This is a genomic window from Streptomyces sp. NPDC001315 (assembly GCF_042896175.1).
GTDB lineage: Bacteria > Actinomycetota > Actinomycetes > Streptomycetales > Streptomycetaceae > Streptomyces.
Map to the genome: position 1 here is coordinate 404023 of NZ_JBIAWZ010000006.1, position 25765 is coordinate 429787.

The 25765-nt window shown below is 70.8% G+C and carries 19 protein-coding genes and 3 pseudogenes; 9 read left to right on the forward strand and 13 right to left on the reverse strand.

Features of this window, described 5'->3' with window-relative positions:
• Positions 1-16: 16 nt before the first annotated feature.
• Positions 17-1051 (reverse strand): lactonase family protein, encoded by a 1035-nt coding sequence (locus ACFY16_RS20675; protein WP_390648583.1) that lies wholly within the window; start codon positions 1049-1051, stop codon positions 17-19.
• Positions 1052-1192: 141 nt separating this feature from the next.
• Complete coding sequence (locus ACFY16_RS20680) at positions 1193-2695, reverse strand: FUSC family protein (protein ID WP_390648584.1); 1503 nt, start codon at positions 2693-2695, stop codon at positions 1193-1195.
• A 261-nt stretch (positions 2696-2956) separates the two neighbouring features.
• On the opposite strand from ACFY16_RS20680, the gene ACFY16_RS20685 reads away from it, so the two are divergent.
• The 3 genes and pseudogenes from ACFY16_RS20685 to ACFY16_RS20695 all read left to right on the forward strand — a co-directional run.
• Positions 2957-3433 (forward strand): Lrp/AsnC family transcriptional regulator, encoded by a 477-nt coding sequence (locus ACFY16_RS20685; RefSeq protein ID WP_390648585.1) that lies wholly within the window; start codon positions 2957-2959, stop codon positions 3431-3433.
• A 9-nt stretch (positions 3434-3442) separates the two neighbouring features.
• Positions 3443-4147, forward strand: coding sequence for an HAD family hydrolase (locus tag ACFY16_RS20690; protein WP_390648586.1), 705 nt, complete (start codon positions 3443-3445; stop codon positions 4145-4147).
• A 188-nt stretch (positions 4148-4335) separates the two neighbouring features.
• A pseudogene (locus ACFY16_RS20695) lies at positions 4336-4749 on the forward strand (glycosylase); the annotation flags it as partial.
• Between the two features lie 30 nt (positions 4750-4779).
• On the opposite strand, the gene ACFY16_RS20700 reads toward ACFY16_RS20695, so the two are convergent.
• Complete coding sequence (locus tag ACFY16_RS20700) at positions 4780-5580, reverse strand: LysR family transcriptional regulator substrate-binding protein (protein ID WP_390648587.1); 801 nt, start codon at positions 5578-5580, stop codon at positions 4780-4782.
• A gap of 58 nt (positions 5581-5638) precedes the next feature.
• Between ACFY16_RS20700 and ACFY16_RS20705 the strand changes: the two genes are divergently transcribed.
• From ACFY16_RS20705 to ACFY16_RS20720, 4 genes and pseudogenes are all read left to right on the forward strand, one after another.
• The gene (locus ACFY16_RS20705) at positions 5639-6043 is read left to right on the forward strand and encodes a DUF5997 family protein (RefSeq protein ID WP_390648588.1); all 405 of its coding nucleotides are present in this window, start codon (positions 5639-5641) and stop codon (positions 6041-6043) included.
• 400 nt (positions 6044-6443) lie between these two features.
• Positions 6444-6762: pseudogene (locus tag ACFY16_RS20710) on the forward strand (hypothetical protein); the annotation flags it as partial.
• Between the two features lie 21 nt (positions 6763-6783).
• Positions 6784-7464 carry a class I SAM-dependent DNA methyltransferase gene (locus tag ACFY16_RS20715; RefSeq protein ID WP_390648589.1) on the forward strand — a complete coding sequence of 227 codons (681 nt, stop codon included), beginning with the start codon at positions 6784-6786 and terminating at the stop codon, positions 7462-7464.
• A gap of 246 nt (positions 7465-7710) precedes the next feature.
• On the forward strand, positions 7711-9366 hold the full coding sequence (locus ACFY16_RS20720) for a SpoIIE family protein phosphatase (protein WP_390648616.1): 1656 nt from the start codon (positions 7711-7713) through the stop codon (positions 9364-9366).
• A 115-nt stretch (positions 9367-9481) separates the two neighbouring features.
• Here ACFY16_RS20720 and ACFY16_RS20725 read toward each other — a convergent pair whose 3' ends face one another.
• From ACFY16_RS20725 to ACFY16_RS20745, 5 genes are all read right to left on the reverse strand, one after another.
• On the reverse strand, positions 9482-11509 hold the full coding sequence (locus ACFY16_RS20725; protein ID WP_390648590.1) for a glycoside hydrolase: 2028 nt from the start codon (positions 11507-11509) through the stop codon (positions 9482-9484).
• Between the two features lie 121 nt (positions 11510-11630).
• On the reverse strand, positions 11631-13676 hold the full coding sequence (locus ACFY16_RS20730) for a beta-galactosidase (protein WP_390648591.1): 2046 nt from the start codon (positions 13674-13676) through the stop codon (positions 11631-11633).
• Between the two features lie 77 nt (positions 13677-13753).
• Positions 13754-15091: an ABC transporter substrate-binding protein gene (locus ACFY16_RS20735; RefSeq protein WP_390648592.1), complete on the reverse strand. Its 1338-nt coding sequence runs from the start codon at positions 15089-15091 to the stop codon at positions 13754-13756.
• A gap of 97 nt (positions 15092-15188) precedes the next feature.
• Positions 15189-16136: a carbohydrate ABC transporter permease gene (locus tag ACFY16_RS20740; protein ID WP_390648593.1), complete on the reverse strand. Its 948-nt coding sequence runs from the start codon at positions 16134-16136 to the stop codon at positions 15189-15191.
• 4 nt (positions 16137-16140) lie between these two features.
• Positions 16141-17067, reverse strand: a complete 927-nt coding sequence (locus ACFY16_RS20745; protein ID WP_390648594.1) for a carbohydrate ABC transporter permease — start codon at positions 17065-17067, stop codon at positions 16141-16143.
• Positions 17068-17305: 238 nt separating this feature from the next.
• Between ACFY16_RS20745 and ACFY16_RS20750 the strand changes: the two genes are divergently transcribed.
• Positions 17306-18349, forward strand: a complete 1044-nt coding sequence (locus ACFY16_RS20750) for a LacI family DNA-binding transcriptional regulator (protein WP_390648595.1) — start codon at positions 17306-17308, stop codon at positions 18347-18349.
• Between the two features lie 746 nt (positions 18350-19095).
• Positions 19096-20334, forward strand: coding sequence for an ROK family protein (locus ACFY16_RS20755; protein ID WP_390648596.1), 1239 nt, complete (start codon positions 19096-19098; stop codon positions 20332-20334).
• A 157-nt stretch (positions 20335-20491) separates the two neighbouring features.
• On the opposite strand, the gene ACFY16_RS20760 is transcribed toward ACFY16_RS20755, so the two are convergent.
• The 5 genes and pseudogenes from ACFY16_RS20760 to ACFY16_RS20780 all read right to left on the reverse strand — a co-directional run.
• Positions 20492-21871 (reverse strand): GH1 family beta-glucosidase, encoded by a 1380-nt coding sequence (locus tag ACFY16_RS20760; RefSeq protein WP_390648597.1) that lies wholly within the window; start codon positions 21869-21871, stop codon positions 20492-20494.
• Between the two features lie 31 nt (positions 21872-21902).
• A complete protein-coding gene (locus tag ACFY16_RS20765) occupies positions 21903-22751 on the reverse strand; it encodes a carbohydrate ABC transporter permease (RefSeq protein WP_390648598.1) in 849 nt (282 codons plus the stop codon).
• A 5-nt stretch (positions 22752-22756) separates the two neighbouring features.
• Positions 22757-23710: a carbohydrate ABC transporter permease gene (locus ACFY16_RS20770; protein ID WP_390648599.1), complete on the reverse strand. Its 954-nt coding sequence runs from the start codon at positions 23708-23710 to the stop codon at positions 22757-22759.
• A gap of 10 nt (positions 23711-23720) precedes the next feature.
• On the reverse strand, positions 23721-24983 hold the full coding sequence (locus ACFY16_RS20775) for an extracellular solute-binding protein (RefSeq protein ID WP_390648600.1): 1263 nt from the start codon (positions 24981-24983) through the stop codon (positions 23721-23723).
• A gap of 182 nt (positions 24984-25165) precedes the next feature.
• A pseudogene (locus ACFY16_RS20780) lies at positions 25166-25765 on the reverse strand (xylose isomerase); the annotation flags it as partial.

The following is a 25765-nucleotide window of genomic DNA, read 5'->3' on the forward strand; positions in this document are numbered from 1 at the left end:
CATACTCCGCGGAAACTCAGCCGAGGACCACGCAGGACGCCGCCGGCACCTCGATGGCGCCACCGCGCCGCGGCAGCCCCGTCTCCGGGTCGACGGCGAACCAGGTGACGTCGCCGGAGCGCTCGTTCGCGGCGTACAGGAAGCCGTCGGACACGGCGATCGCGCGGGGCCAGTGCCCACCGCAGGGGACCGTGCCGACCAGTCGCAGCCCCTCCCCCTCGACGGCGAGCACGGACAGGACGTCCTCACCGCGCGTGGCGGTCCACAGGAAGCGGCCGTCGGGCGAGACGACGATGCCCGACGGGTAGGCGTCCCCGGCCGGGGCGCCGGGCAGCACCGGGGTCTCGGCCAGCGGCTTCAGCACGCCGCTCACGGCGTCCCACCGGCAGACGGTGACGGTCGGCGTGAGTTCGTTGAGCACGTAGGCGTACGAGCCGTCCGGGTGGAAGGCGAGGTGCCGCGGTCCGGAGCCGGGGCGCAGCGCGGTCTCCCGGTGCAGTACGGGCGCGCCGTCGGTCAGCGTGCACACTCGCACCGAGTCCGTGCCGAGGTCGACGCTGATGGCCCACCGCCCGCTCGGGTCGGGCTGCACCTGATGGGCGTGCGGGCCCTGCTGGCGGCGTGTGTGCGGACCGGAGCCGGTGTGCTCCAGGATCCCGGACGCGGCGGAGGCGAGGGTCCCGTCGGGGCGGACGGGTACGGCGGTGACGCTGCCCGAGCCGTAGTTGGCGGTCAGGACGTGTCCGTCGAAGACGCTGAGGTGCGTGGGGCCGCTGCCCCCGACGAGGACCGGCGGCCCGGCCTGCGCCACCTTGTCGTCGTCCACGCGGTACGCGGCCACCGCACCCTCGGCCGTCTCACTGACCGCGTAGAGGGTGGCGCCGTCGTTCGACAGGGCCAGGTAGGAGGGGTCGGGTACGCCGTCCACGCTGCTCAGGACCGTGAGCGCGCCACTGTCCGGGTCCACGGCCGCCGTCACGAGCCCGCGACCTCCGGCCGCCGTGAACGACCCGATGAACGCCCGTCGCTGCCGCCTGCCGCCGTCTGCCACCGCTGTCCCCTCTCGTCGCGCGCACCTGTCGGACGCGACGGTAGCAGTCGATCATCAACGGTCTAGACCAGAGCGGCATCGACCCGCCCGCCCTTGGCTCCGCAAGCCGTCTCGCCGTGCGCTGAGGCCGTAGCCGGCCTCTCAGGCCCCGACCAGCGGCGAGCCCGACGGCGTACGCAAGGGTGCCGCGAGTTCGACGAGGGCGCGTTCCAGGCCGTGCAGGTGGGCCAGCGCGGGTTCCGCAACAGGCGGCTGGGCGGTGGTGAAGGGCGGCTCCGCGTCGTCGGCGCCGCGCCGCGTGAGCGCCTCCACCGCTGCCTCCACGCGCCAGCACGCGGCAGCCAGGCGGGCATCGTGCGAGGCCTCGGGGTCGGCGGCGACGGCGACCAGGCCGCGGGTCTCGCGAGCGCAGTCGTCGAGCAGGGCGAGCACCTGCCGGGCGCGCCGCTTGCGGCCGAGCATCGGGTTCAGCGGGTGCACGAGCGGGGCGACCGCGAGCCGTACCCGGCCGAGCAGCTGCTCCAGTTCGGCGACGCGCCGGCCCGGGTCGGCGTGGTCGGCACCCGAGAGGCGGGCGGCGGCTTCCGCGGTGCACGCGTGGACGCAGCGCAGGGCGCGCTGGATCCAGGCGTCGGTGATGGTGTGGGTGGTGACGGGCAGGACGAAGAGCACGGCCAGGACGGCACCGAGTGCCCCGACGCCGGTCTCGGTGAGCCGCAGCGCGAGCAGGCCGGGGGTGAGCACGCCGAGCAGCCCGTAGAGCAGCTCGGCGAGGAGCGTGACCCAGAGCATCATCCAGGTGTAGGAGACGGCGGCCGTGTAGAAGATGCCGAAGACGCAGACGGCGACGAGCGCGGCCGTGGGCACCGCGGCACCGTTCACCGGGACGGCGACGAGCAGGCCGAGGCCGATGCCGATCACCGTGCCGAGGACGCGCCGGAAGCCGCGTACCAGCGTCTCGCCGCGCGAGGCGGTGTTGACGAAGATCCACCAGGTGGCGCCGACGGCCCAGTACCAGCGCTGCCCGGACACCAGCTGGCCCACGACCAGCGCGAAGCCCGCGCCGGCGGTCGCCTGGACCGCCTGGCGCGTGGTGACGCGGGCCAGCCCCGTGCCGCCGGGCGGGGCCGGCACGGCGGCCGCGGGGAGGCGGCGCTCGTAGCACCAGAATCCGAAGCGCACCGCGGCCGCGGCGAGGACGGACAGGACGACGGCGGCGTACAGCTGGGGCAGTTGGCCGGTGGTCGCGTGCAGGAACTGGGCGATGAAGAAGGTCATGAACGCGAACACGCCCAGGCTGTGCCCGCGCGGCCCCCAGCGGCGGGCGTACACGCCCACGCCGACCACGGCGAGGAAGGTGAGGTCGCGGGCCACGGGACGGTCGTGCAGGACGGCCGCCGCGGCCAGGACGGGCAGGCCGACGGCGGGCAGCAGCGCCGTGGTGACCGCCTGGCCGCGGACCGTGGCGTCCGTGACGGTGAACAGGGTCAGGAGCGCGGCGAGCCCGCCGGTGACGGTGCCCGCGAGCGAGTGCCCGGCCAGTCCGCAGCCGACGACCGCGAGCCCGATGCCGAGGACCGCCCGCGCGGCGAAGCGCAGCCGCACCCGCCCCGGGTCCGGAGCCATGAACACCTTCTTCAGCACTGCTTCCCCGCCCCCTGGACACCGGCATGAAAAAGGCGCCGCGGGATCCGCAGCGCCATCGACGTGCCCATAACAGCACTACCGGCGCCAGTGGCTCAAGTGACGTCCGTTCCACTGGACCATTGGCACAGTCAAGGCAACCGAGACCGCTCCCCGGCGGAGCCAACGGACCACATCACCCGGCCCAGCCGATCTGCGGCTTCCTGAGCCATTGGTACAGTCGGCAATGATCACCGAACACGCACGAGGAGGCCGGGTGCCATGGCCGTGGACGAGCTCGACACCCGCATCCTGCGGCTGCTGCTCGAACAGCCGCGCACCAGTGTGCGCGAGTACGCCCGCACCCTCGGGATCGCGCGCGGCACGCTCCAGGCCCGCCTCGACCGGCTGGAACGCGACGGCGTGATCACCGGCACGGCCCCGGCACTCTCCCCCGCCGCACTGGGCCACCCGGTCCTCGCGTTCGTGCACGTCGAGGTGACCCAGGGCCACCTGGACGATGTGGGCGAGGCCCTCGCAGCCGTACCGGAGATCGTCGAAGCCTTCTCGATCACGGGCGGCGGAGACCTCATCACCCGGGTCGTGGCACGCGACAACGCCCACCTGGAGGACGTGATCCAGAAGCTGATCAGCCTGCCCGGTGTCGTCCGCACCCGCACGGAGGTGGCGCTGCGCGAGCGCGTGCCGCACCGGTTGCTGCCGTTGGTGGAGTCGATCGGCCGCACGGCAAGGAGGTAACACCACACCATGAGCGAGCTCGACACCATCGCCGTCATCTTCGACCTGGACGGAACGCTCGTGGACAGCGAGCCGAACTACTACGAAGCGAGCCGGCGGACCCTGGCCGAACACGGCATCCGGGACTTCACCTGGGCGGACCACGAGCGGTACGTCGGCATCAGCACGCTGGAGACGGTCGCCCTCTGGAAGGAGCGGTACGACCTGACGGCCCCGGTCGCCGTACTCCTCGCCGCCACGAACCGCCGTTACCTCGAGCTCGCCCGCGCCTCCACTCCCGCGTACCCGCAGATGCGCGCGTTCGTCGAACTGCTCGCCGCCGACCACGTCCCCCTGGCCGTGGCCTCGGGCTCCTCGCCCGAGGCCATCGAGGCGATCCTCGCCGGGACCGGCCTGAACGCCTTTCTCCACACCGTGGTGTCGGCCGACGAGGTCGCGCACGGCAAGCCCGCCCCCGACGTCTTCCTGGAGGCGGCCCGCCGCCTGGGCACACCCCCGGCCGACTGCGTGGTCCTGGAGGACGCCGCCCCCGGCGCCGCCGCCGCGCACGCGGCCGGGATGCGCTGCATCGCCGTCCCGTACATCGCCGCCCAGGCCGACGACCCGGGGTTCGCCACGACGGACCTGCTCGTACGAGGCGGGCAGCGGGAGTTCACGGCTCAGGAGGCGTACGAGTGGCTGGTGCGATCGGCCGCGAGTTCCGGCACTTCCTGAACCCGTCAGTCCCGTTGACGCTCCCCCGCCCCGTACCTGCCGTCTGGTCACGCGCCCTGACCGCAGCCGAGGTCACGGAGTTGCGGAGCGCGCGGGCCGCCGACACGGCCGCGGGGCGCGGTGACCTGGCGTCGTACGGCTTCGACGAGACCGCGGGGTGCACCTTCGCGGACTCCTCCGGCCGGGACCGCGACTCGGCCACCGACCACCTGGAGTTCGGCCCGTACGGCAACGCCGCCGTCTCCGGCGACCTGCTGCCCTCCCTCACCCCCGTGACCGGCGCCCCGCTCCACTTCACGCTCGACGGCACCGAGTTCGCCCCCTTCTTCGAGGGGACCGAGGATCCGACCCACGCGTATGTCCGGCGCTCGGAGCCTCGCGTGGTCTTCAGCACCGCCGACTGCGGGGTCGCGAACCCCGTGAAAGCCGACGGCACCAGCCTGCTGGACGAGATCTGGGCCGGGGCGCCGTTCCGCGGCAAGGGCGCCCTGCTGGCACGGGTGCGGTCGACGGTGGACGCGTGGGTGTCCGCCGGCCTGCTCGGGCAGGCCGGCGGGGAGACGGTGGTGCGTACCGCGCGGACGGCGTCGTACGTGCACTGACGCCCGGGCTCGGGGGCGGGCCGAGCGGGGCTACGACCGGCGGCGGGGCCGGCCCCGCTTGGCGCCGCCGCTGCCGCCGGCCTTCGGGCTGCCGGAGCGGCTGCCGCGCGCGGTGCCGCCGGTCTTCTTCCCGGCGCCGCCGGTCGTCCTGCCCGTCGTCGGCTTGCGTCGTGCGCCGGCCGACTCGCCGCGCTCGCGCTTCGGCTCCTGCGGGGGCTGGGTGCGGCCGCGGGTGCTGTTGACCGTCCGGCCGCGGACGATGCCGATGAAGTCCTCGACGAGGGCGGTGGTGGCGTCCTCCGGCCAGGACAGGGCGACGCTCGACTGGGGGGCGTCGGCCACCGGCCGGTAGGTGAGGTCCCGGCGATGGTGGAGTCGGGCCAGCGACTGGGGGACGACGAGGACGCCCACGCCCGCCGCCACCAGCTCGACGGCGTCCTCCGTGGTCGCGGGGCGCTCGAAGGCGGGCTGTCCCGGTGGCCGCTCCCAGCCGAGGACGTCGTCGAGGGGGTGGAAGACGACCTCGTCCGCGAGGTCCTCCAAGGTCACCTCCTCCGCCGCCGTGAGGAGGTGGTCCTTGGGGACCACGACCACGGTCGCCTCGGTGTAGAGGGGGATCGCGCTGAACACCGTACGGTCGACCGGGAGCCGCACGACGCCCGCGTCGGCGTCGCCGCCGCGCAACACATCGGATGCCTCGGCGGCCGGTACCTGGAGGAGGAGCAGGGGGATGTCGGGCAGGCGCTCGTTCCAGATCCGCACCCACTTGGCGGGTGTCACCCCGGGGACGTACGCGAGCCGGAACGAGGGGGAGTCTTCCGTGCCTGTCACCCCGCCAGGCTACCGGCTGTGGTCGGACGTCTCGCCCCGGGCCGATAGTCTGGACAGTATGAAGTCGCACCAGACCACCCAGACGATGAAGCCCGCCACGGCGGCGAAGAAGCTGGGTGTGTACCTCCCCGCCACTCCCACCGCGTTCCAGGAGGGTGTCGTCACGCGCGCCGAGCTGAACGAGCTCCAGGGCAACCCGCCCGAGTGGCTCCAGGAGCTGCGGCGCAACGGCCCGCACCCCCGTCCGGTGGTCGCGGCGAAGCTGGGCGTGTCGATCGCGGGCCTCGCGCGCGGCGGAGTCACGGAGGCCCTCACCACCGAGCAGATCGAGGCGCTCAAGGACAGCCGGCCGGAGTGGCTGGAGAAGGAGCGCTCCACCCAGGCCGAGGTCCGCAAGGAGACGGCCCGCATCAAGAAGCGGAACGCGGAACGCGCCGAGCAGGAGCAGGGACCGCGTTCCTGACCGGAGTTGAGTGCGGCTCGCCCTCACCTCGCCCGGCCGGTGTTCGACAGATACCGAGCAGCATCGGGGAGCGCCCAGCGCGTGCCGTCCGCGGCGGCGACGAGCAGCCGCCACTCCTCGCGAACTCGCCGACGTCAGCGCCCTTTACACGGGCGCCCCACTGAACTTCCCGAAGCGCCGGCGCGCAGTCCGTCCATGACGAGGTCCAAGGAGGCGTCCGGCAGCTCGACGGACACCCGCTCCTGGGCATGGGCCGTGATGCGGGCGGCGGCCGGACCGCGGGAGCGGCTCGTCCTGAGCGACGGCATTCCGCCCGACCGGATCGTCAACCCGCTGACCGCGCGCAGCCAGTTCGCCGGCCGGGGACGATCCGCGGACCGCGACCGACGGCCGCTTCACCCTCCGCCCGCCGGTCGCCTTCGTCGATGCGACGGGCTCGCGCCGTACCCACGAGGACCGCGACCGAAGACTGCGAGGGCCGGCCTCGACGAGCGGGAGGTGGCCACGCTCCTCGATCGGCCGCGGCCCAGGCGCCCGTACGCCCGAGGAGAGCGCCCTGTTCATCGCCGCCGAGATCGTCGCGGCACGGCGGCTCCGGTGTGCCCCTGACGGGCTCCACGACGCCTGTCCGCCGCGGCAGCAGTCTGCGCGCGGATGGCTATGATCCGCTCTCGGACACCCCCGACCCACATTCTCTCGATTGTGAAATAATCCGATAGGCCCGATGAAAGGTTACTTTCGTGACCAAGGGAAACAGCGGGACCGATTACGAGAGCATACGGATCGACCGCACAGGTCAGGCCGAGGCCTTCGACGCGATCGGCGACCGCTACGACGAGGCCTTCCCGCACAAGGAAGGCCAGGTTTCCGCCGGCGCATGGCTGATCCCATCCCTGCCGGCCGGATCCCGCGTGCTGGACCTGGGCTGCGGCACCGGGCTGCCGACCACGCGCCAGATGGCGGACGCCGGCTTCGAGGCCGTCGGCGTCGACCTGTCCCCCCGCATGGTGGAACTCGCCCGGGAGAACGTCCCGGCCGCCACGTTCCACCGACTGGACCTCGCCGACCTCAGGCCGGGCGGCCCCAGCGACCTGGGCCGCTTCGACGCCGTCGCGGCCTTCTTCTCCCTGCTGATGCTGTCGCGCGCCGAGATCCCCCTAGCGCTGCGCACGATCCGCAACCTGCTGGTTCCGGACGGCCTGTTCGTGCTGTCGATGGTGGAAGCCGATGTGGACGACTTCTCCATCCCGTTCCTCGGGAACACGATCCGGGTCTCCGGCTACCTGCAGGAGGAGCTGAGCCAGATCATCGAGACCGGAGGCTTCGAGATCGTCAAGGAGTCGTCCTACACCTATGCCCCGGCGGTCACCGACGTCCCACCCGAGGAACAGGTGTTCCTCTGCTGCCGACGCCGTGACTGACCACGCACGAGCCGTCACCACGGACCGCGGCACCCCCTGAACGGGACGAAACGCGTGACGAAGCACCACACTTCTCATGAAGGCCCCGCCCGAGCCGGCCGGCGGTCCGGTGGCGGACGGGGCGGAGTGGAGGAGCGTGCCGTGGCGGCGGCTGCACACCCCCCGCCCCCGCTGTCGGTCGGCACAGACCCGCAGACCGACCGGCTTCGGTATCTCGACGTGGCGACCCGGCGGATCGCCGGCGGGATGGACCTGGACGAGACTCTCCGAGAACTGCGCCGGGCTGCCGTTCCCGCGTTCGCGGACGTCATCTTCATCCACCTGGACGACCCGCTGCCGGTCGGGGACGAGAAGTCGGCCGTCCCCATCGTCCTGCAACTGCACAGCACCGACCGGGCACCGGAGCCGCCGAAGAACTCCGACCGGTCCCTGACATCTCTGCGGCGGAGCCTCCCCCTGTGCTCCGAAGTGCCCGAACGCGTGCATATCGCCGGCACCGGCCCGCTCTCTCGGCTGCTGCTGACCGGGCGGCCGGCGTTCGGCGACGCGCCGGGAATCGCACCCGCGGTGTCCGAGCTGCTCGGGGCCATGGCCGGCGCGCCGGACACTCTCCCACCGGGCCGCAGACTGATCATCGCGCCGCTGCACGGCCGCCGCCACGTCGTCGGCACCGTCGTGCTGCTGCGCCGCCGCAACCGGCCCGCGTTCACCTGCGACGACCTGCTCGTCGCCTCACAGCTCGCGACGCACACCGCCCTCGGCGTCCAGAAGGCGGTGATGTACGGACACGAGGCCGCCGTGGCGGACACGCTCCAGCGCACCATGCTCCCCTCCTCGCTGCCCGAGCCCACCGGGGTCCGGCTGGCCAGCAGGTACCTGCCCGCCTCGAAGACCGCCCAGGTCGGCGGCGACTGGTACGACGCGATCCCGTTGCCCGGCAACCGCGTGGCCCTGGTCGTCGGCGATGTCATGGGCCACTCCATGACGTCCGCCGCGATCATGGGCCAGCTGCGTACCATCGTGCAGACCCTCGCCGGGCTCGACCTGCCCCCCGACGAGGTCCTGCACCACCTCGACGAACAGGCCCAGCGCCTCGGCAGCGACCACATCGCGACCTGCCTCTACGCGATCTACGACCCGATCTCGCAGCGGCTGCTCATGGCGAACGCCGGCCACCCGCCCGCACTGCTTCTCCAGCCGGACGGCCGCGTGGAGGTACTACGGGTTCCGCCGGGCGCCCCGATCGGCGTCGGCGGCGTCGTCTTCGAGTCCGTGGAGATGCCCGCACCCACCGGAGCGACCCTTCTGCAGTACACCGACGGCCTCGTCGAGTCCCGCGACACGGACGTGGGGTCGGGCGTCGAGGCCCTGCGCGCCCATCTCCAGGCCCCACCCCGGACCAGAGCCCAAGGGCTCGCCGCCCCCTCGCTGGAATCGCTGTGCGACCAGATGCTGGGCACCCTGGGCCCGAGAGCCCGGGACGACGACATCGCGCTGCTCGCCACCCGGTTCGAGGGCTTCCCCGCGGACAGCGTCAGGTACTGGTTCCTGGAGCCCCACCCGCTGACCGCGGGGCAGGCCCGCAGGCTGACCGACCGGACACTGCGGAGCTGGGGCCTGGAATGCATGCTCGACACGACGGAGCTCATGGTCAGCGAGGTCGTGACGAACGCCGTGCGCTTCGCTTCCCGGCCCATCTCGCTGCGCCTGCTGCGCACCGACGTGCTGCGCTGCGAGGTGACCGACGACTCTCCCCAGGTGCCCAGGATGCGGCGTGCCGCGCCGGGTGACGAAGGCGGCCGCGGCCTGTTCCTGGTCAATGAACTCGCGCGACGCTGGGGGGCGACGAGGCTGAGCACGGGCAAGGTCGTCTGGTTCGAGCAGCAGATCCCGAGGAAGTGACGGACGGCCCGGCCGCGCCGGACGCGGGCCGATCACCGCGTCGATCCCCGTTCCCGCACAGCACACCGCCCGCATCGCGACGATCGCGATGCGGGCGGAAGCGGGTGGCCGGAGGTTACGGAGTCACGTCCGTGATCCTCCAGCGCTGGTTGGAACCGGAGTTGGCCTGCCAGGTCGTGACGGCCGCACCCTCGTTCGTCGCCTGGCCGCCGACTTCGAGGAGGCGCCCGGTGGCCACGTTGACCAGGGTCCATGTCCCGTCACCGGTGGTCGACATGATCCACTCGGTGGCCGGGTCACGCTCGCCGGTGTCGGGCTCCACCACCGGCACGTTGTCACGGACGGCGAGGCGCTTGCCCTCGGCCGGGTTGGCGAACACGTAGTGCCGGCGGGCGCCGGTCTTGCCGTACCGGGCGTCCAGCTGCCACTCCTGCGCGGTGGTTCCGTCGGCCGAGCCGATGACCAGGTTCGTGCCGTCGGCCGCGACGGACACCGCCTTGCCGCTCTGCACGCCGGTCAGCGTGTAGGAGTGCCCCGTGCTGACCTGACCGGCGTTCTTGGCGACGCCCGAGACACCCCTGATGGCGAAGGACGTCACGGACTGGGCCGGAACGGTGTACGTCGCCTTGCCGTCGACGACCTCGACCGGGGCCTGCTCCTGGAGTTTGCCGTCGGCGCTGGTCACGGTCGGCGTGACGGTCGCGTTGCCCTTGACGGTGCGGAACTTGGAGAGGTCGATGGTGACCGTACGGGCCGCGGTGGTGCTGTTGACGTGGACGAGCGAGGCGCCCTTGCCGTCCTTGGTCACGGCGGCGGCGCTGGAGGTGTCGTCCACCTTGATCAGCTTGTCGCCCGGCTTGATGAAGTGTGTGAAGTTGCGGGCCGTGTCGAACTTCGTGTTCGTGTGGATCGGGCACGACTGCGGGGTGTCCGTCTCGGTGCAGCTGAACGGGAGCTGGATGGAGCCCCAGTTGCCGCCCTTGGCGGACTCGCCGCCCGGCTTCATGTTGTCGTAGTCCTCGACCGGCTGCCAGAACACCCAGGCGGTGGGCTCCAGTTCGCGCAGGTCGTTCACCATCTGCTGGGCGAGCCCGAGGCCCGGACGCATGTCCGTGAAGCTCTGCCCGTCGCCCCAGTCGCCCTCGACCTCGCTCATCCACAGCGGCTTGTCGGCGGCCTTGGCGAGGTCGCGGACGGTGGTGCGCTGCCCGGTGCCGTAGGTGTGGACGTTCATCTGGCCGACGACGTCCTTGGAGGCCTGCGAGTAGGAGTTCCAGTTCGTCGCGAAGATGGACGGGTTGGTCTCGTCCATCGCCGAGATCTCGGCCTTGACCTTGGCCTTCTTCAGCGCGGGCGACAGCGCTGCGAGCACCTTCTGCTGGAGCTCGGGGCCGATGTGGGCGCCCTCCTGGCGGCCGCCGACAGGCTGGCCGTCCGCGCCCGGAGTGGTGCCCCAGTAGCTGGTGTTGGGCTCGTTGAAGGGGTCGATCGTGTCGACCTCGATGCCCTCGGACTTCTCCAGCCGCTTCGTCGCACCCGCCAGATAGGCGGCGAAGTCGTCGACCGAGTCGGTCTTCAACTGGTCGGTGCCTGCCTTGAACCCGCCGGACACATAACCGCTGTTGGTCATGAACCACGGCGGGGAGTTGCTGAACGTCTCCCAGTGGTCGACGTCGTTCTTGATGCGCTGCACCCACCAGCGCTGGGTGGCGTCGGCGTCCTCGTTCCAGTCCGCCTCGTCGTCCGCGCTCCACCAGTCGGTGTCCGTGCGGGTCGTACCGTCGGGCGCCTTCCACCAGCCCTGCACGGCGCCGCCGGCCCGCAGGTAGTCCTTGACGTCCGGGGCGTTGCCACCGCCGATGTTGTAGCGGGCGATGTTCAGCGCGAGGCCGTCGTCGTCGAAGAGCAGCTTGGCGAGCTTCTCGCGGATCGCCGGGGGGTAGTCGCCGGTGGCGTTGGCGAACCAGGCCAGGCTGGTGCCCCAGCCCTCGAACTTCTCCTGCTTGTACGACGGGTCCGGCGTCACGGTGACGGCGGCCTCGGCGTGCGCCTGCACGGGGACGCTGAGCAGGGCGGCCCCGGTGGCCAGGGCGGTCAGTGCGGCGGCCCCGAGGGTCCGTCTGCTGCGGGTACGGCGTGCCATCTGTACTCCCAACTGCGGTGCGGTCGCTGAGGTGGGCCCCTCCTGCCGCGCGGGCAGGAGGGGATGGCCCTCGGCACGGGTGCGTGCTGTGCCGAGGCGTCGTGGGATGAGGGTGGTGACTTCAGTTGACGGGCTGCCGCAGGACGGCGACCTCGCCCGGCCCGAGGACGAGGGGGCCCTCCGCGCCGTCGGTGCCGATCAAGACCTGGCCCTCCAGCCCCGCCACCGGCACCGTGTCGTCGGTCCGGTTGACCAGGAACAGGAACCGTCCCTCGGAGCCGCGCCGGACGGTCAGCTCGACCGCCCCCCGTGCGTCCTGCGGGAGTTCACTGCTCACACCGGCCGGCTCCAGCAGCCGCGGCAGCAGCGAGCGGAGCCCGTCGACGCCGAGCCGGGTGGAGACGTACGAGGCCGATCCGCTGCCCGTCGGCCGCCGGGTCACGGCCGGGCGTCCGGCGTGCACACCGGTGCGGTAGCGCGCCAGAACCTCGGTGTCGCCGTCGGTGACGGTGATCCGGTCGGTCCACAGGCTCCCCGAGGTGGCGTCGTCCAGCTCCACGGCCTCCCCGGCGAGCAGCGGACCGAACTCCTCGATACGGATGCCGAGCAGTTCACGCAGGGCACCCGGGTAACCGCCGAGCCAGACGTGGTCGTTCTCGTCGACGACCCCGGAGAAGTACGTGGTGACGAGGTGGCCGCCCTGCTCGGCGTAGCGCGTGAGCTCCTTGGCGAGTTCGGCCGGCACGACGTGCAGCACGGGCGCGATGATCACCTGGTGGCGGGAGAGGTCGGCGCGGGTGGTGACGAGGTCGGCGCGGATACCGAGGGCGAGGAGCGCCGAGTACCAGTCGAGCGCCTCCTGCCGGTAGTCCAGCAGGGAGGTGGGGTGGGAGTCCTGCTCGCTGGCCCACCACGACTCCCAGTCGTAGAGGATGCCGACGGCCGCCGACTCCCGCTCCGAACCCGCCACCGGGGCAAGGGCCTTCAGCTTGGCGCCGAGGTCGGCCACGGCGCGGAAGAGGTCGCTGTCCTCACCGGCGTGCGGGACCATCGCCGAGTGGTACTTCTCGGCGCCGGCCGCGGACTGCCGCCACTGGAAGAAGCACACCGCGTCGGCGCCGTGCGCCACGTGCAGCAGCGAGTCCCGGGCCAGGTCTCCCGGCCGCTTCGCCACGTTGACGGGCTGCCAGTTGACGGCGCTGGTGGAGTGCTCCATCAGGAACCACGGCCGACCGTCGGCGATGCCGCTGACCAGGTTCGCGGAGAAGGACAGCTCGTCGCGGTCCTGCGGGCCGGGGTGGACGTAGTGGTCATTGGAGACGAAGTCGATCTCGCCGGCCCAGTCCGGGTAGTTCATGCCCTTCGTGCCGCCCATCACCATGAAGTTGGTGGTGACCGGAACCCCGGGGGTGATCTCCCGCAGGATCTCGCGCTCCGCGACGAGATGGTCCTTCAGCGCGTCCGAGGAGAACCGCTTGAAGTCGAGCTGCTGGGTCGGGTTGGGGTGCGAGGCGGCCAGCCGCGGCGGCAGGATCTGCTCCCAGTCGCTGTAGCGCTGCGACCAGAAGGCGGTGCCCCAGGCGTGGTTGAGCGCGTCGAGCGTGCCGTAGCGGGCGCGCAGCCAGACGCGGAAGGCGCGGGCCGCGTCGTCCGAGAAGTCGTAGATGTTGTGGCAGCCCAACTCGTTGGAGACGTGCCACGCGACCAGCGCGGGATGGTCCTGGTAGCGGGTGGCGATCTCCCGGACCAGGCGCAGGGCGTGCTCGCGGAACACGGGCGAGGTGGGCCGCCAGTGCTGACGGGCACCCGGCCACACCGTCTCACCGTTGGCCGTGACCGGGAGGATCTCCGGGTGGGCGGTGGTGAGCCAGGGCGGCGGGGAGGCGGTGGCGGTGGCCAGGTCGACGCCGATCCCGCCCGCGTGCAGCAGGTCCATGACCTCGTCGAGCCAGCCGAAGTCCCAGGTATCTGGGCCCGGCTGGATACGGGCCCAGGAGAAGATCCCCACGGAGACGACGTTGACGCCGGCCTCCTGCATCAGCCGGACGTCCTCCTCCCACACGTCCCTGGGCCACTGCTCGGGGTTGTAGTCGGCGCCGTAGGCGAGACGCGGAGCGGGGTCACCGTCCGCCCCGCGCAGCATGCGGGACTGGAGGGTGGAGATCATGGCGGTCCTTCCGAAAGTGGTGCACGGGGGCGGCGCGGCCCGGGTGCCGCGCCGCCCGGCGTTTTACTGCTTACCGACTACTTCTCGACGGTGAAGCCCTGCTCCTCGCCGTACTTGATCGAGGCGTCCTGCCAGGACTTCAGACCGTCCGTCAGCTTGGTGCCGGAGACGTAGGCCTTGCCGACGGTGTCGTTGAAGATCGAGTTGGCGTACTGCTGGAAGGGCAGGTACGACCAGTCGCCGCCGACGTTGGCGGCCGACTCGGCGAAGATCTTGTTCGCCTCCTGTCCGCCGAAGTAGTCGAACTTGGTGTTCTGGAACTCGGTGGACTGAAGCTCCGCGGTGGTCGCCGGGAAGGCGCCCTGCTTGACACGGGTCTGCACGCCGTCACCGGCGTTCGCGTACTCGACGAAGGCGTAGGCGAGTTCCTTGTTCTTGCCCAGCGCGGGCACGGCCAGGGAGCTTCCGCCGTTCTCCGAGGTCGTCTTGTCGCCCTTGGTCCAGGCCGGCATGGGGGCCGCACGCCAGTCACCGGAGGCGTTCGGCACACCGGTCACGAAGTTGGCGGGCATCCAGGCGCCGGTGGCCAGGGTGGCGATGGTGCCGTCGCCGAGGCCCTTGTACCAGTCGTCGGTCCAGCCGTTGATGGGCGCGAGCAGCTTCTCGTCGATCAGCTTCTGCCAGGTGTCGGTGTACTTCTTGGCGCCCGCGTCGGAGAAGTCGACCTTCACCTTGGTGCCGTCGACCTTGTACGGGTGCGAACCGGCCTGCCACAGCATGCTGGTGGTGAAGCCCGCGTCACCGGCGTCGTTGGCGATGTACGCCTTGGGGTCGGCCTTGTGCAGCTTGCGGGCCGCGTCCAGGTACTCGTCCCAGGTGGTCGGGACGGCGATCTTGTACTTGTCGAAGACCTTCTTGTTGTAGAACAGCGCCATCGGGCCGGAGTCCATCGGCAGACCGTAGACCTTGTCGCCGTCGCTCACCGCGTTCCACGGACCCTTGGTGTACTTGGACGCGAGCTTGTCCGCGCCGTACGGGGCCAGGTTCGTGAGGCCCTTGGTGAGGGAGTACTGGCCCACCGCGAAGTACTCGACCTGCGCGACGTCGGGCACACCCTTGCCGGCGGAGATGGCGTTCGACAGGGCGGTGTAGTGCTTGTCGCCGGACCGCTCACTGACCAGGTTGATCTTGACCTTGGGGTACTTCTTCTCGAAGTCGGCGGCGACCGTCTTGAGCGTGGGCTCCCAGGCCCAGACCGTGACCGTGCCGCCCTTCTTCAGGGCCGCCTGGATGTCCGAGGCGGAGACGGCCTTCTGGTCGGAGCTGTCGTCCGAGCCGCCGCAGGCGGTGGCACCCAGGGCGAGGGTGGACAGGAGGGCGATGCCGCCCAGCAGGCGGCTGGTCTTTCTGCGCATGGAGGTGCTTCCACTTCTTCGTGGGTGGGAGGTGAGGGTGGGGGTGACGCAAACGCGGGGGTGAACGTGGGGTCTGGGGCGGCCTGAAGGCCGCGGGTCACTCCTTGACGCTTCCGGCGGCGAGACCCGACTGCCAGTACCTCTGCAGCAGCAGGAACGCGGCGATCAGCGGCAGGATGGTGAGCAGCGAACCGGTGATCACCAGGTTGAAGATCACGTCACCGCCGATCGTCTCCGCCTGGGAGTTCCAGACGCTCAGGCCCAGGGTCAGGGGGTACCAGTCCGAGTCCTTGAGCATGATCAGCGGCAGGAAGTAGTTGTTCCAGGTGGCTACCGTGGTGAACAACAGCACGGTCACGATGCCGGGGGCGAGCAGCGGCAGAACGACGGTGAAGAAGATGCGCGCCTCGCCGGCCCCGTCCATGCGGGCGGCCTCGAGGAGTTCGGTGGGGACGGCCTCGGCGGCGAAGACCCACATCAGGTACAGGCCGAACGGCGAGACCAACGAGGGGATGATCACCGCCCAGGGCGTGTCGGTCAGGCCCATCTTGCTGAACATCAGGAAGGTGGGCACCGCGAGGGCCGTAGCGGGGACGGCCACGGCTCCGATGACCACGGCGAAGACGCCGCGCTTGCCGGGGAATTCGAACTTGGCCAGCGCGTAACCACCCAGGACCGCGAGGAAGGTGGCGCCGCCGGCGCCGAGCACCACGTACATCAAGGTGTTCAGGAGCCAGCGCGTGAACACGCCGTCGTCGTACGTGAACGTGTCGCGGATGTTGTCCCACAGGGCGAAGTCGTGGGCGAACCACAGCCCGTTCGAATCGGCCAGGCCCGACTGGGTCTTGGTGGCGTTGATGACCAGCCAGATGAGCGGCACCACGGTGTAGATGACCACCAGGGAGGCCAGCACGGTCAGCAGCACACTGCGCTTGGGACGCCCGGCGGAGTGCTTGCGGGGGGTTCGCAGACGGGGCGCGCCCTTGCCCGCGCCGACGGGCTCGGCGGGTGCGGACGGGGAGGCGGTGGTGAGAGGGCTGCTCATCGGGTCACGCTCCCTTGCGCATGCCGCGCAGCTGCACGACGTAAGCGATCACCATCGTGATCAGGCCCATGATGATGGCCACCGTCGCGGAGTAGTTGTGCTGCTGACCGTTGAAGGACAGCGAGTACGTGTAGAAGTTCGGGGTGAAGTCGGTGGTGATGGCGTTGCGCGCCAGCGGCCGCAGGATGCTCGGCTCGTTGAAGAGCTGGAAGCTGCCGATGATGGAGAAGATCGTCGCGATGACGAGGGCGCCGCGGATCGCGGGCAGCTTGATCGCGGTGATCACGCGTAGCTGTCCGGCGCCGTCGATCTCCGCCGCCTCGTACAGCGAGTGCGGGATGACGCGCAGCGCCGAATAGAAGATCAGCATGTTGTAGCCGACGAACTCCCAGGTGACGATGTTGCCGATCGACGCCAGCACCAGGTGGGGCGAGAGCGGGTCGGGCAGGGTGACGCCGAACGCGTCGTTGATGTCGCCCACCAGCCCGTACTCCGTGCCGTACATGAAGCCCCACATCAGGGTGGCGACCACGGCGGGCACCGCGTACGGCAGGAAGATCGTGATGCGGAAGAAGTTCTTGCCGTAGAGCCGCCCGCTGTCCAGCGCCAGGGCGGCCAGCAGCGCGATGCCGAGCATGATCGGCACCTGGACCACGAGGAAGAGCAGCACCCGGCCGAGGGAAGCCCAGAACTGATCGTCCTTCAGCGCCTCGGAGTAGTTGTCCAGGCCGACGAACTGGTTTCCGCCGATGAGCTGGTCACGGAAGAGGCTCAGGTAGATCGAGTACGCGATCGGGGCCAGGAAGACCAGGGCGAACACGGCCACGAAGGGACCGATGAAACCCCACCCCGTCCAGGAGCGGCGGTCCCGTTTCGCCGGAGGAGGTGCCGGCCGCGGCTCGGCGGCCACCGGCGGTTGCAGCGTCGTCATGTCGTTCCTCGCTCGTCCAGTCCTGGAACCGGCGGTGTTGCGCGGAGATTGCCCTTCGCTCCACCGCCACCATGATGTTTGCGTAAACATCAGCCACGCAAGAGAGATCGGTGAGCTGTTATGTTTACGTAAACATCTGATGGCGGCATGTCTACACTGCCCCGATATCGATGGTCAAGGGGTCTCTGGGGAGACCGTGACACCTGAGCAGACAGAGAGGTGGGCAGACCGAGTGGACATGGCTGAAAGAACGCCGGTCGGAGGGCCACGCCACCGGGCCACGGCCTCCATGGCGGACGTCGCCCGGCTCGCCGGGGTGTCCTCGCAGACCGTCTCCCGGGTCTCCAACGGTTACGCGGGAGTGAACGAGGAGACCCGGCAGCAGGTGCTCGCGGCCATGAAGGAGCTCGGCTACCGGCCCAACAGCGCCGCCCGCGCCCTCAAGCGCGGGGAGTTCCGCACCATCGGCGTCATCACGTTCACGCTGTCCACGACGGGCAACGTGCGCACCCTGGAGGCGATCGCCACCTCGGCGGCCGCCGAGGGGTACGCGGTGACGCTGCTCCCGGTGGCCGTCCCCACCACCGACGAGGTGCGCGGCGCGTTCTCCCGGCTGGAGGAACTGGCCGTCGACGCGGTGATCGTCATCATGGAGGTGCACCTGCTGGACGCGGCGACCGTCAAGCTGCCGCCGCACGTCCAGGTGGTGGTGGTCGACTCCGACGCCGGCGACCACTACACGGTCGTCGACACCGACCAGGCCGGCGGCACCCGGACCGCCGTTAGGCATCTCCTCGAACTCGGCCATCGGACCGTCTGGCATCTGGGCGGTCCCGAGGGCTCGTTCGCCGCGCAGCGCCGCGCGGACGCCTGGCATGCGGCCCTCACCGAGGCGGGCCGCACCCCGCCGCCCCTCGTCAGGGGCGACTGGTCGGCGGAGTCCGGATACCGGGCCGGTCTCGAGCTCGCGGCCCGTGAGGAGTGCACCGCGGTCTTCGCGGCCAACGACCAGATGGCCCTGGGTCTGCTGCGGGCCCTGCACGAACGGGGCCGCCGGGTGCCCGAGGACGTCAGCGTCATCGGCTTCGACGACATCCCCGAGGCGAGCTCCTTCCTGCCCCCACTCACCACCCTGCACCAGGACTTCGCCGAGGTCGGCCGGCTCTGCGTCCAGGCCGTGCTGCGCAAGATGCGTCCGGACGACTCGGAACGGGGAACGACGCTGGTGCCGACGGCGCTGGTACTCCGGGAGAGCACCGCGCCGCCGCCTGCCGCCCGGTAGGAGCTGTCCGGCCGATCGGCACCGACGGCGTTCTCTCCGACCATGCCTTCCTCGCCGTGAGCAACACGGTCCAGCCGGCCGTTGCCGGGAACGGTCCCGGTGGGTTCGTGGGAGGGAGCAGAGCAGGCCCGCACCGCGCTTGCCGCACTTCCCGCGTCTTCAACGGCTGTGGTTACGGCGGCCGGAATGCGGCCCATGCAGCGCCGCCGCACCGCCCGCCCCGTACCTGCTGGTTCCGCTGCCCCGCGAGGGAAAGCCGGGGGCTCAGGCGGTGGAGCGCTTCCTGCGCGCCTTCCACCACCAGCGCGACAACACCGCACATGCTCCGGGCCCCCTGGTCATCGCGGTCGGTCGGCCTTCGGCGAAGCTGCTGGAGGACCTGGGCGACCCCGCGGAGATCAGCCTCACCCAGGCGGGACGGCTGCTTCACGAGTCCAGCCCCGGCGTGATGCTGGCGCGTCTGAGGGACGAGTCCTTTTCGGCATGTCGTCGGCGCGACACGCCGAACCGCCCGCGCAGCGGGGTCTGGTACGGCGAGTGGACCGCAGCAACGACAGGGCAGTCACCCAGGGCAGCCATGCGGGGCAATGCAGCACGTCGACATCGTGAGATGACGGCTTGGGGGTCGATCGCTCCCGCCGGACCGCGGGTCCCACCCGGACCGTTCTGCCCCCACTCGCCCGGAGGGCCGCTCAGCGGGTGTGGACACCGCTTCACCTGCGCGAATCGATACCCTCGGCAGCACGATGAACAACACCCCGATCCCCCTGGGCCCGAAGGCCGACAAGGCGACGGTCCGCCGGCACAACCTCAGCCTGGTGCTGCGGGCCGTGCACGACGCGGGCGACGCCACCCGGGCCGCGGTCGCCACCCGCGTCGGGCTGACCCGGGCCGCGGTGTCCTCCCTGGTCGAGCAGCTGCTGGAGAACGGCTTCCTGACCGAATGGGGCAAGACCAGCAGCGGCCAGGTGGGACGCCCCGGCACGGTGCTGAAGGTGGCGCGCACCGGCCCGGCCGGGCTCGGGGTGGAGATCAACGTCGACTACATCGTCGTGTGCGTGGTGGACCTCGCCGGCACCGACCGGGTCCGACTGGTCGAGCATGTCGACAACCGGGGGGTGCCGCCCTCGGAGGTGCTCGCGCGCGCCGCCCAGCTGGCCGCGCGCGCCCTGGGATCGGCCGCCGAGCAAGATCTGATGCCGGTCGGCGCCCATGTCGTGGTGCCTGGCCTGGTCGCCGGCGGCACCGTCCGGCAGGCCCCCAACCTCGGCTGGACCCGGGTCGCCGTCGAGGGGTTGTTCGCCCAGTTGCTGTCCACCCTTGCCCCCACCCGGCGCCCACTTCCGGTCAGCTCCGACAACGAGGCCAACGCCGCGGCACTCGCCGAGCTGTGGTACGGCGCCGGCACCGAGGGCGTGCGCAGCTTCCTCTATCTGACGGGTGAGATCGGCATCGGCGGGGCGCTGGTCGTCGGCGGCGAGCTGCTGCGCGGCGCGCACGGCTTCGCCGGCGAGATCGGGCACATGGTGGTCGACCCCGACGGTCCGCTGTGCCCGTGCGGGGCCCACGGCTGCCTGGAGCAGTACGCCGGGCAGGCCGCGCTGCTGGACGCCGCCGGCATCACCACGACGGCCGGTGTGCTGGGCGTCGCCGAACTCCAGCGGCGGGTGCGCCGCGCCGACCCCGACGCCCTCGCCGCCGTCGAACGCGCCGGACGGCAGCTCGGCTACATCGTCTCCGGCGCGGTGAACCTCTTCGACCCGGACGCGGTGATGCTCGGCGGGTTCTACCGGGGGCTCACCCGCTGGCTGGCGCCCGCCGTGGAACGGGAACTGTCCCTCAGAGTGGTTTCGGGACTGTGGGCCAGGGACAGCGGCCGGCTGCGGGCAGCCTCCCCGCTGGGCGACGCGGCCCGGGGAGCGGCCGGGGTGATCGTGCAGGAGGTGCTCGCCGACCCGGCGGCCTTCGCCGACCGCGACGACTGAGGCCGACGCGACGACGACTGAAGCCGACCGCGACGACACGCTCCTCGAAGCGGCCGACGAACTCCGGCCGGGCGCGAGCCGCGGGTGCTCAGGAGGGGCGGACGCGCGGGAGGGGCAGCGGCACACCTGCCGCCGCCCCTCCCGGGCCGCATGCCCGTCAGCCGCGCTGGGCGGCGATCATCGACCGGTACCAGTGGTAGCTGTCCTTCGGGGTGCGCACCTGGGTGTCGTAGTCGACCCGGACGATCCCGAACCGCTTGTCGTAGCCGAAGGCCCACTCGAAGTTGTCCAGCAGCGACCACACGTAGTAGCCCCGGACGTCGACACCGGCGTCGATCGCCGCGCGCAGCGCGGTCAGGTGGCCGCGCAGGTACTCGACCCGGTCGGTGTCGTGCACCGCGCCGTCCTCGCTCACCGCGTCCTGCTCGGCCGAGCCGTTCTCGGTGATGTGGATCGGCGGCAGGGCGTCGCCGTACTGCTTCTTCAGCGCCACCAGCAGATCGGTGAAGGTGTCCGGCGCGACCGCCCAGCCCATGGCGGTCTCCCGGACGCCCGGCATCCGGACCTCCTCGTACCGGTTGTCGGTCGCCACCCGCTTGTCCGGGTCGGCCTCGCGCAGCGGGGCGTCGGCGACCACGATCGGCCGGTAGTAGTTGATGCCGAGGAAGTCCAGCGGCTGCGAGATCAGCTCCAGGTCGCCGTCCCGGCGGAAGTCCGCTCCGGTGATCAGCTCGCCGAAGGTGTCCTCTTCGGTCGCCGCGTAGCGGCCCGCCAGGATCGGCTCGGTCCACACCAGGTTGTGCTGGGTGTCCGCGCGGACCGCGGCCGCGAGGTCGGCGGCCGAGTCGGTGGCGGGGAGGTTGCGGTCGAGGTTGAGGGTGATCCCGACCTCGCGCACCCCGGCCGACCTCAGCGCCTGCACCGCGAGGCCGTGGCCGACCAGCAGGTGGTGCACGGCAGCCAGCGCGGGACGGCCCTCCCGGGCGCCCGGCGCGTGCCGGCCGATGGAGTAGCCGAGGAACGCGCTGCACCACGGTTCGTTGAGGGTGATCCAGCGCGGCACCCGGTCACCCAGGTGCTCGGCGACCACGGCGGTGTACTCGGCGAACCGCTGCGCCGTCTCGCGCACCCGCCAGCCGCCACGGTCTTCCAGGGCCTGCGGCAGGTCCCAGTGGTACAGGGTGGCGGCCGGCTCGATGCCCGCCTCCAGCAGCTCGTCCACCAGCCGGGAGTAGAAGTCCAGGCCCTTGGGGTTCACCGGGCCGCTGCCGTCGGGCACGATCCGCGGCCAGGCGATGGAGAACCGGTACGAGTCCACGCCCAGGTCGCGCAGCAGCGCCACGTCCTCGGGGTAGCGGTGGTAGTGGTCGCAGGCCACGTCACCGGTGTCGCCGTTCACCACCAGACCGGGGGTGTGACTGTAGGTGTCCCAGATGGAGGGGCCGCGGCCGTCCTCCCGCGCGGCGCCTTCGATCTGGTACGAGGCGGTGGCGGCGCCGAACACGAAGCCGGACGGAAATCCGGGGAAGCCACTCATGAGGCGATGTCCCTTTCCAGGTGTGCGGTGGTCACTTGACGGAACCGCCCGTGATGCCGGCGGCGATGTACTTCTGCGCGAGCACGAGCAGGACCGCCGCGGGGATCGCGGAGAGCACGGAGGCGGCCATGACCGAACCCCAGTCGCCGACGTGCGCGCCGATGTACTGGTAGATACCCAGGGTGACCGGCTTGACGTGGTCGGTGGTGTTCAGGGTGAGCGCGAACATGAAGTCGCTCCACGCGTACAGGAAGGAGAACAGCCCGGCGGTGATCAGCGAGTTGCGGCTCATCGGCAGCACGACCTGGACGAAGGTGCGCAGCCGGCCGGCTCCGTCGACCTCGGCCGCCTCGATCACCTCACGCGGGATGGCCACCATGAAGGACCGCATCAGCACGATCGCGAACGGGATGCCCAGCGAGGCGTCTGCCAGCATCAGACCGAAGTAGGAGTTGACCAGGCCGAGGTCCACGTACGCGCTGTACATCGCGTTGGCGATGACGATGCCCGGGACCATCTGCGTGATCAGGGTGCCGAACACCACGGTCTTGGCGCCGGGCAGGTTGAACTGCGCGAGGCCGTAGGCGGCCGGCGCGGAGAACGCCAGGCAGATCACGACGGCGCCGAGCGCCACCGCGAGCGAGGTCAGCAGATGGCCGCCCTGCTCGGTGAGGGCCGAGGAGAAGCCGGACAGGTCCAGGCTGTGCGGGACCGGATCCACCTCCAGCAGACCGGACTCGGGCTGCAGCGCGGTGTTGATCATCCAGTACAGCGGGAACAGCATCACGCACAGGATGAGGATGCCGACGACCGTCGTGCCCCAGCGGCGCTTCGGCTTGTTGACGGCCGGGGCCGGGGCGGCGGGAGTGGTGGTCGCCATGCCGGTCACTTCCCCTCGTTGCGGTTGGCCCGCAGGTAGAACACCGCGAACACGGCGGAGATCAGGATCAGGATGTTGCCGACCACGGCGCCGGCCCCGAAGTCCAGCTGGACGAAGGAGTTCTGGTACGTCAGCGTGCCCAGTGTCTGCGTGGAGTCGGCGGGGCCGCCGTCGGTGAGCGCCAGCACCAGGTCGAGGATCTTGACCGTGGACATGAAGCCCAGCACGAGCACGACGGTGATGACGGGCTTCAGCAGCGGCAGCGTGACCGAGCGGAAGGTGCGCCAGGCGGAGGCGCCGTCGAGCGAGGCGGCCTCGTAGACCTCGCGCGGGACCTCCTGGAGGCCGCCGTAGAGGATCACCATGTTGAACGGGATGCCGATCCAGATGTTCACCAGGATCACGGCGAGCAGCGCCATGTGGGTGCTGGTCAGCCACGGCGTGTGGCCGATGCCGAACAGCCCGAGGAAGGAGTTCAGCACGCCGGTGTCCTGGTCCAGGATGCGCCGCCAGACGATGCCGGAGACGACCATGGGCACCAGCCAGGGCAGCAGGATCAGCGCACGCAGCACCCCGTTGAGGGGGAACCTGCGGTTGAAGAACACCGCCAGGCCCAGACCGATGCAGAACTGGCCGATCAGCGAGCCGATCGTGAAGACGATCGTCTGCCACAGGGCCTTGCCGAACAGATCGTCGCCGAAGACGTTACGCCAGTTGTCCAGGCCGTTGAAGGGGGCCTTGCCGGTGAAGAACGTCGACGGCGTGTAGTGCTGGAAGCTCATCACGACGTTGCGGACGAGCGGGTAGCCGAAGAACAGCAGCATGAACAGCACGGCCGGGGCCACGAAGCCCCACTGCGCGAGCGTGCGGCGCCGGCGGGTGCGGGCCGGGTCGGGAGCGGCGCCGGCGGTGGTGGTGCCGGTGGCTGTGGGGGCGGGAACAGCAGCGGTGGTGGACATGGTCGTTACCTCACTTCCCGCTCTCGACGCGCGCCTGCGCGTGCTTCAGTGCGGACTCGCTGGACTGGCCGGTCAGCGCCGACTGGAAGGCACTCTGCAGGGCCAGGGAGATCGAGGTCCAGCCGGAGCCGACCTTGGCGGTGCGCGAGCGCGCCACCGCGACCTGGTCGGCCAGCGAGCTGAGCGAGGGGACCTTCTTGCGCCAGGTGGCGGCGGCCTTCTGGTTGGCCGGAATCATCCAGCTGTTGAGCGCGTAGGTCACTTCCTCCTGCTCGCTCGTCATGCAGTTGACGATCTTCGCGGACATCTTCTCACGCGTGGTGTCGCCGATGTCCGGGATGGTCAGCTCACCGCCACCCAGCGGGCCCACGGAGTCGTCCCCGGCCTTGGGGACGGGGATCTGCGCGATGCCCCAGTGCAGGTTCTGCTTGGTGTTGAGGGTCTCGACCTGCCACGGACCGTTGATCATCATGGCGGCGTTGCCGGCCATGAACTGGTCGTTGACGTCGGCCTGCGTCCAGTTGATCGTCGACTTCGACAGCGAGCGGTCGGAGATCAGCGACTTCCAGTAGTCCAGCGCCTGGGCCACCTGTCGGCTGTCGAGGTCGGTCTCGTCGCCGCCGTTGGACCACATGAACGGCGTGAACTGGTAGACACCGTCTTCCGCGCCACCCGCGCTCAGGGCGATGCCGTACTGGTGGCCCTGGGTGAGCTTCTTGGCCGTCTCGCGCATCTCGTCCCACGTGGTGGGCACCTTGAGGCCGGCCTTCTCGAGGATGTCCTTGTTGTAGAAGAGCGCGAGGGTGTTCACCGTGCGCGCCGCGCCGTAGTACGTGCCCTTGTAGGAGCCGTAGTCGATGATGCCCTGCGGTACGTCGGTGGTGTCGACGCCCAGCTTCTTCAGGTCCATCAGGCCGCCGGTCTCCGCGAAGGTCGGCATCTCGGAACCGTCGAACTGGATGATGTCCGGCAGCGACTTCGACGACGCCATCCGCAGCGACTTCGTCATGACCTGGTCGGCCGGGACCGACTGCTGCTGGATGGTGACGCCGAGCTGCTTGCTGCAGCGTTCGAGAGTCGCCGCGTCCCAGCTGTGGTACGAGTCGTCCGTCGAGGAGTTCAGGACGGTGTACACGTCGGGGTCGCGGGACTGGCCGCAGCCGGCCAGCGCGACGGTGCCGACGAGCGCGGAGGCGACGGTGAGCGGGACGAGGACGCGCCGGCGGACCCGCCGGCGTCCGGGACGTGCCCCGTTCGGAAGGTGTGCTGTCACGGTGGTGCCCTTGCATGGGAGGGGTGCCGGCTCCGGCGGACGCCCGTGTCCGGCGGAGTGAGGAGAACAGAGAGCGGGCTTCCGGAGCCCTGGGCGCGGTTCCGGCGGACACGCGTCCGTGGGGGGTGGCTCATCCCCGTGCCCGGCGCGCGCGGCTCCGGGCACGGGACGGGTGGTCCGGGTCAGCGGGTGCCGAGGAGGTGGTCCATGGCCAGCTGGTCGAGGCGCTCGAAGGCCATGCCACGCGCGGCGGCCGCGTCCACGTCGAAGTCCTCGAACGCGGCCCGGTCGGCAAGGAGGGCCTGCAGGCCGTCACCGGCCGTGGGCTGCGCCAGCTCGTCCAGACGCGACGCACGCAGCGCCTCCTGAACCTCCGGGTCCGCACGGAAGGCCACAGCCCGCTCCTTGAGGATCAGGTAGTTGCGCATGCAGCCCGCCGCCGACGCCCACACACCCTCGAGGTCCTCGGTCCGCGGCGGCTTGAAGTCGAAATGCTTCGGCCCGGCATAACCGGCACTCTCCAGCAGATCGACCAGCCAGAACGCGGACCGCAGGTCACCGGCACCAAAACGCAGGTCCTGGTCGTACTTGATACCGGACTGACCGTTGAGGTCGATGTGGAAGAGCTTGCCCGCCCACAGCGCCTGCGCGATGCCGTGCGGGAAGTTCAGCCCGGCCATCTGCTCATGACCCACCTCGGGGTTGACGCCATACAGCTCCGGACGCTCCAGACGCTCGATGAACGCCAGCGCGTGACCGACCGTCGGCAGCAGAATGTCACC

Bases quoted from the DNA above. Each gene is read 5' to 3' on its own strand.
- ACFY16_RS20685 (WP_390648585.1), top strand. From the start codon at position 2,957: ATGGCCGTGGACGAGCTCGACACCCGCATCCTGCGGCTGCTGCTCGAA.
- ACFY16_RS20690 (WP_390648586.1), top strand. From the start codon at position 3,443: ATGAGCGAGCTCGACACCATCGCCGTCATCTTCGACCTGGACGGAACG.
- ACFY16_RS20705 (WP_390648588.1), top strand. From the start codon at position 5,639: ATGAAGTCGCACCAGACCACCCAGACGATGAAGCCCGCCACGGCGGCG.
- ACFY16_RS20720 (WP_390648616.1), top strand. From the start codon at position 7,711: ATGGACCTGGACGAGACTCTCCGAGAACTGCGCCGGGCTGCCGTTCCC.
- ACFY16_RS20725 (WP_390648590.1), bottom strand. From the start codon at position 11,509: ATGGCACGCCGTACCCGCAGCAGACGGACCCTCGGGGCCGCCGCACTG.
- ACFY16_RS20730 (WP_390648591.1), bottom strand. From the start codon at position 13,676: ATGATCTCCACCCTCCAGTCCCGCATGCTGCGCGGGGCGGACGGTGAC.
- ACFY16_RS20735 (WP_390648592.1), bottom strand. From the start codon at position 15,091: ATGCGCAGAAAGACCAGCCGCCTGCTGGGCGGCATCGCCCTCCTGTCC.
- ACFY16_RS20740 (WP_390648593.1), bottom strand. From the start codon at position 16,136: ATGAGCAGCCCTCTCACCACCGCCTCCCCGTCCGCACCCGCCGAGCCC.
- ACFY16_RS20745 (WP_390648594.1), bottom strand. From the start codon at position 17,067: ATGACGACGCTGCAACCGCCGGTGGCCGCCGAGCCGCGGCCGGCACCT.
- ACFY16_RS20750 (WP_390648595.1), top strand. From the start codon at position 17,306: ATGGCTGAAAGAACGCCGGTCGGAGGGCCACGCCACCGGGCCACGGCC.
- ACFY16_RS20755 (WP_390648596.1), top strand. From the start codon at position 19,096: ATGAACAACACCCCGATCCCCCTGGGCCCGAAGGCCGACAAGGCGACG.
- ACFY16_RS20760 (WP_390648597.1), bottom strand. From the start codon at position 21,871: ATGAGTGGCTTCCCCGGATTTCCGTCCGGCTTCGTGTTCGGCGCCGCC.
- ACFY16_RS20765 (WP_390648598.1), bottom strand. From the start codon at position 22,751: ATGGCGACCACCACTCCCGCCGCCCCGGCCCCGGCCGTCAACAAGCCG.
- ACFY16_RS20770 (WP_390648599.1), bottom strand. From the start codon at position 23,710: ATGTCCACCACCGCTGCTGTTCCCGCCCCCACAGCCACCGGCACCACC.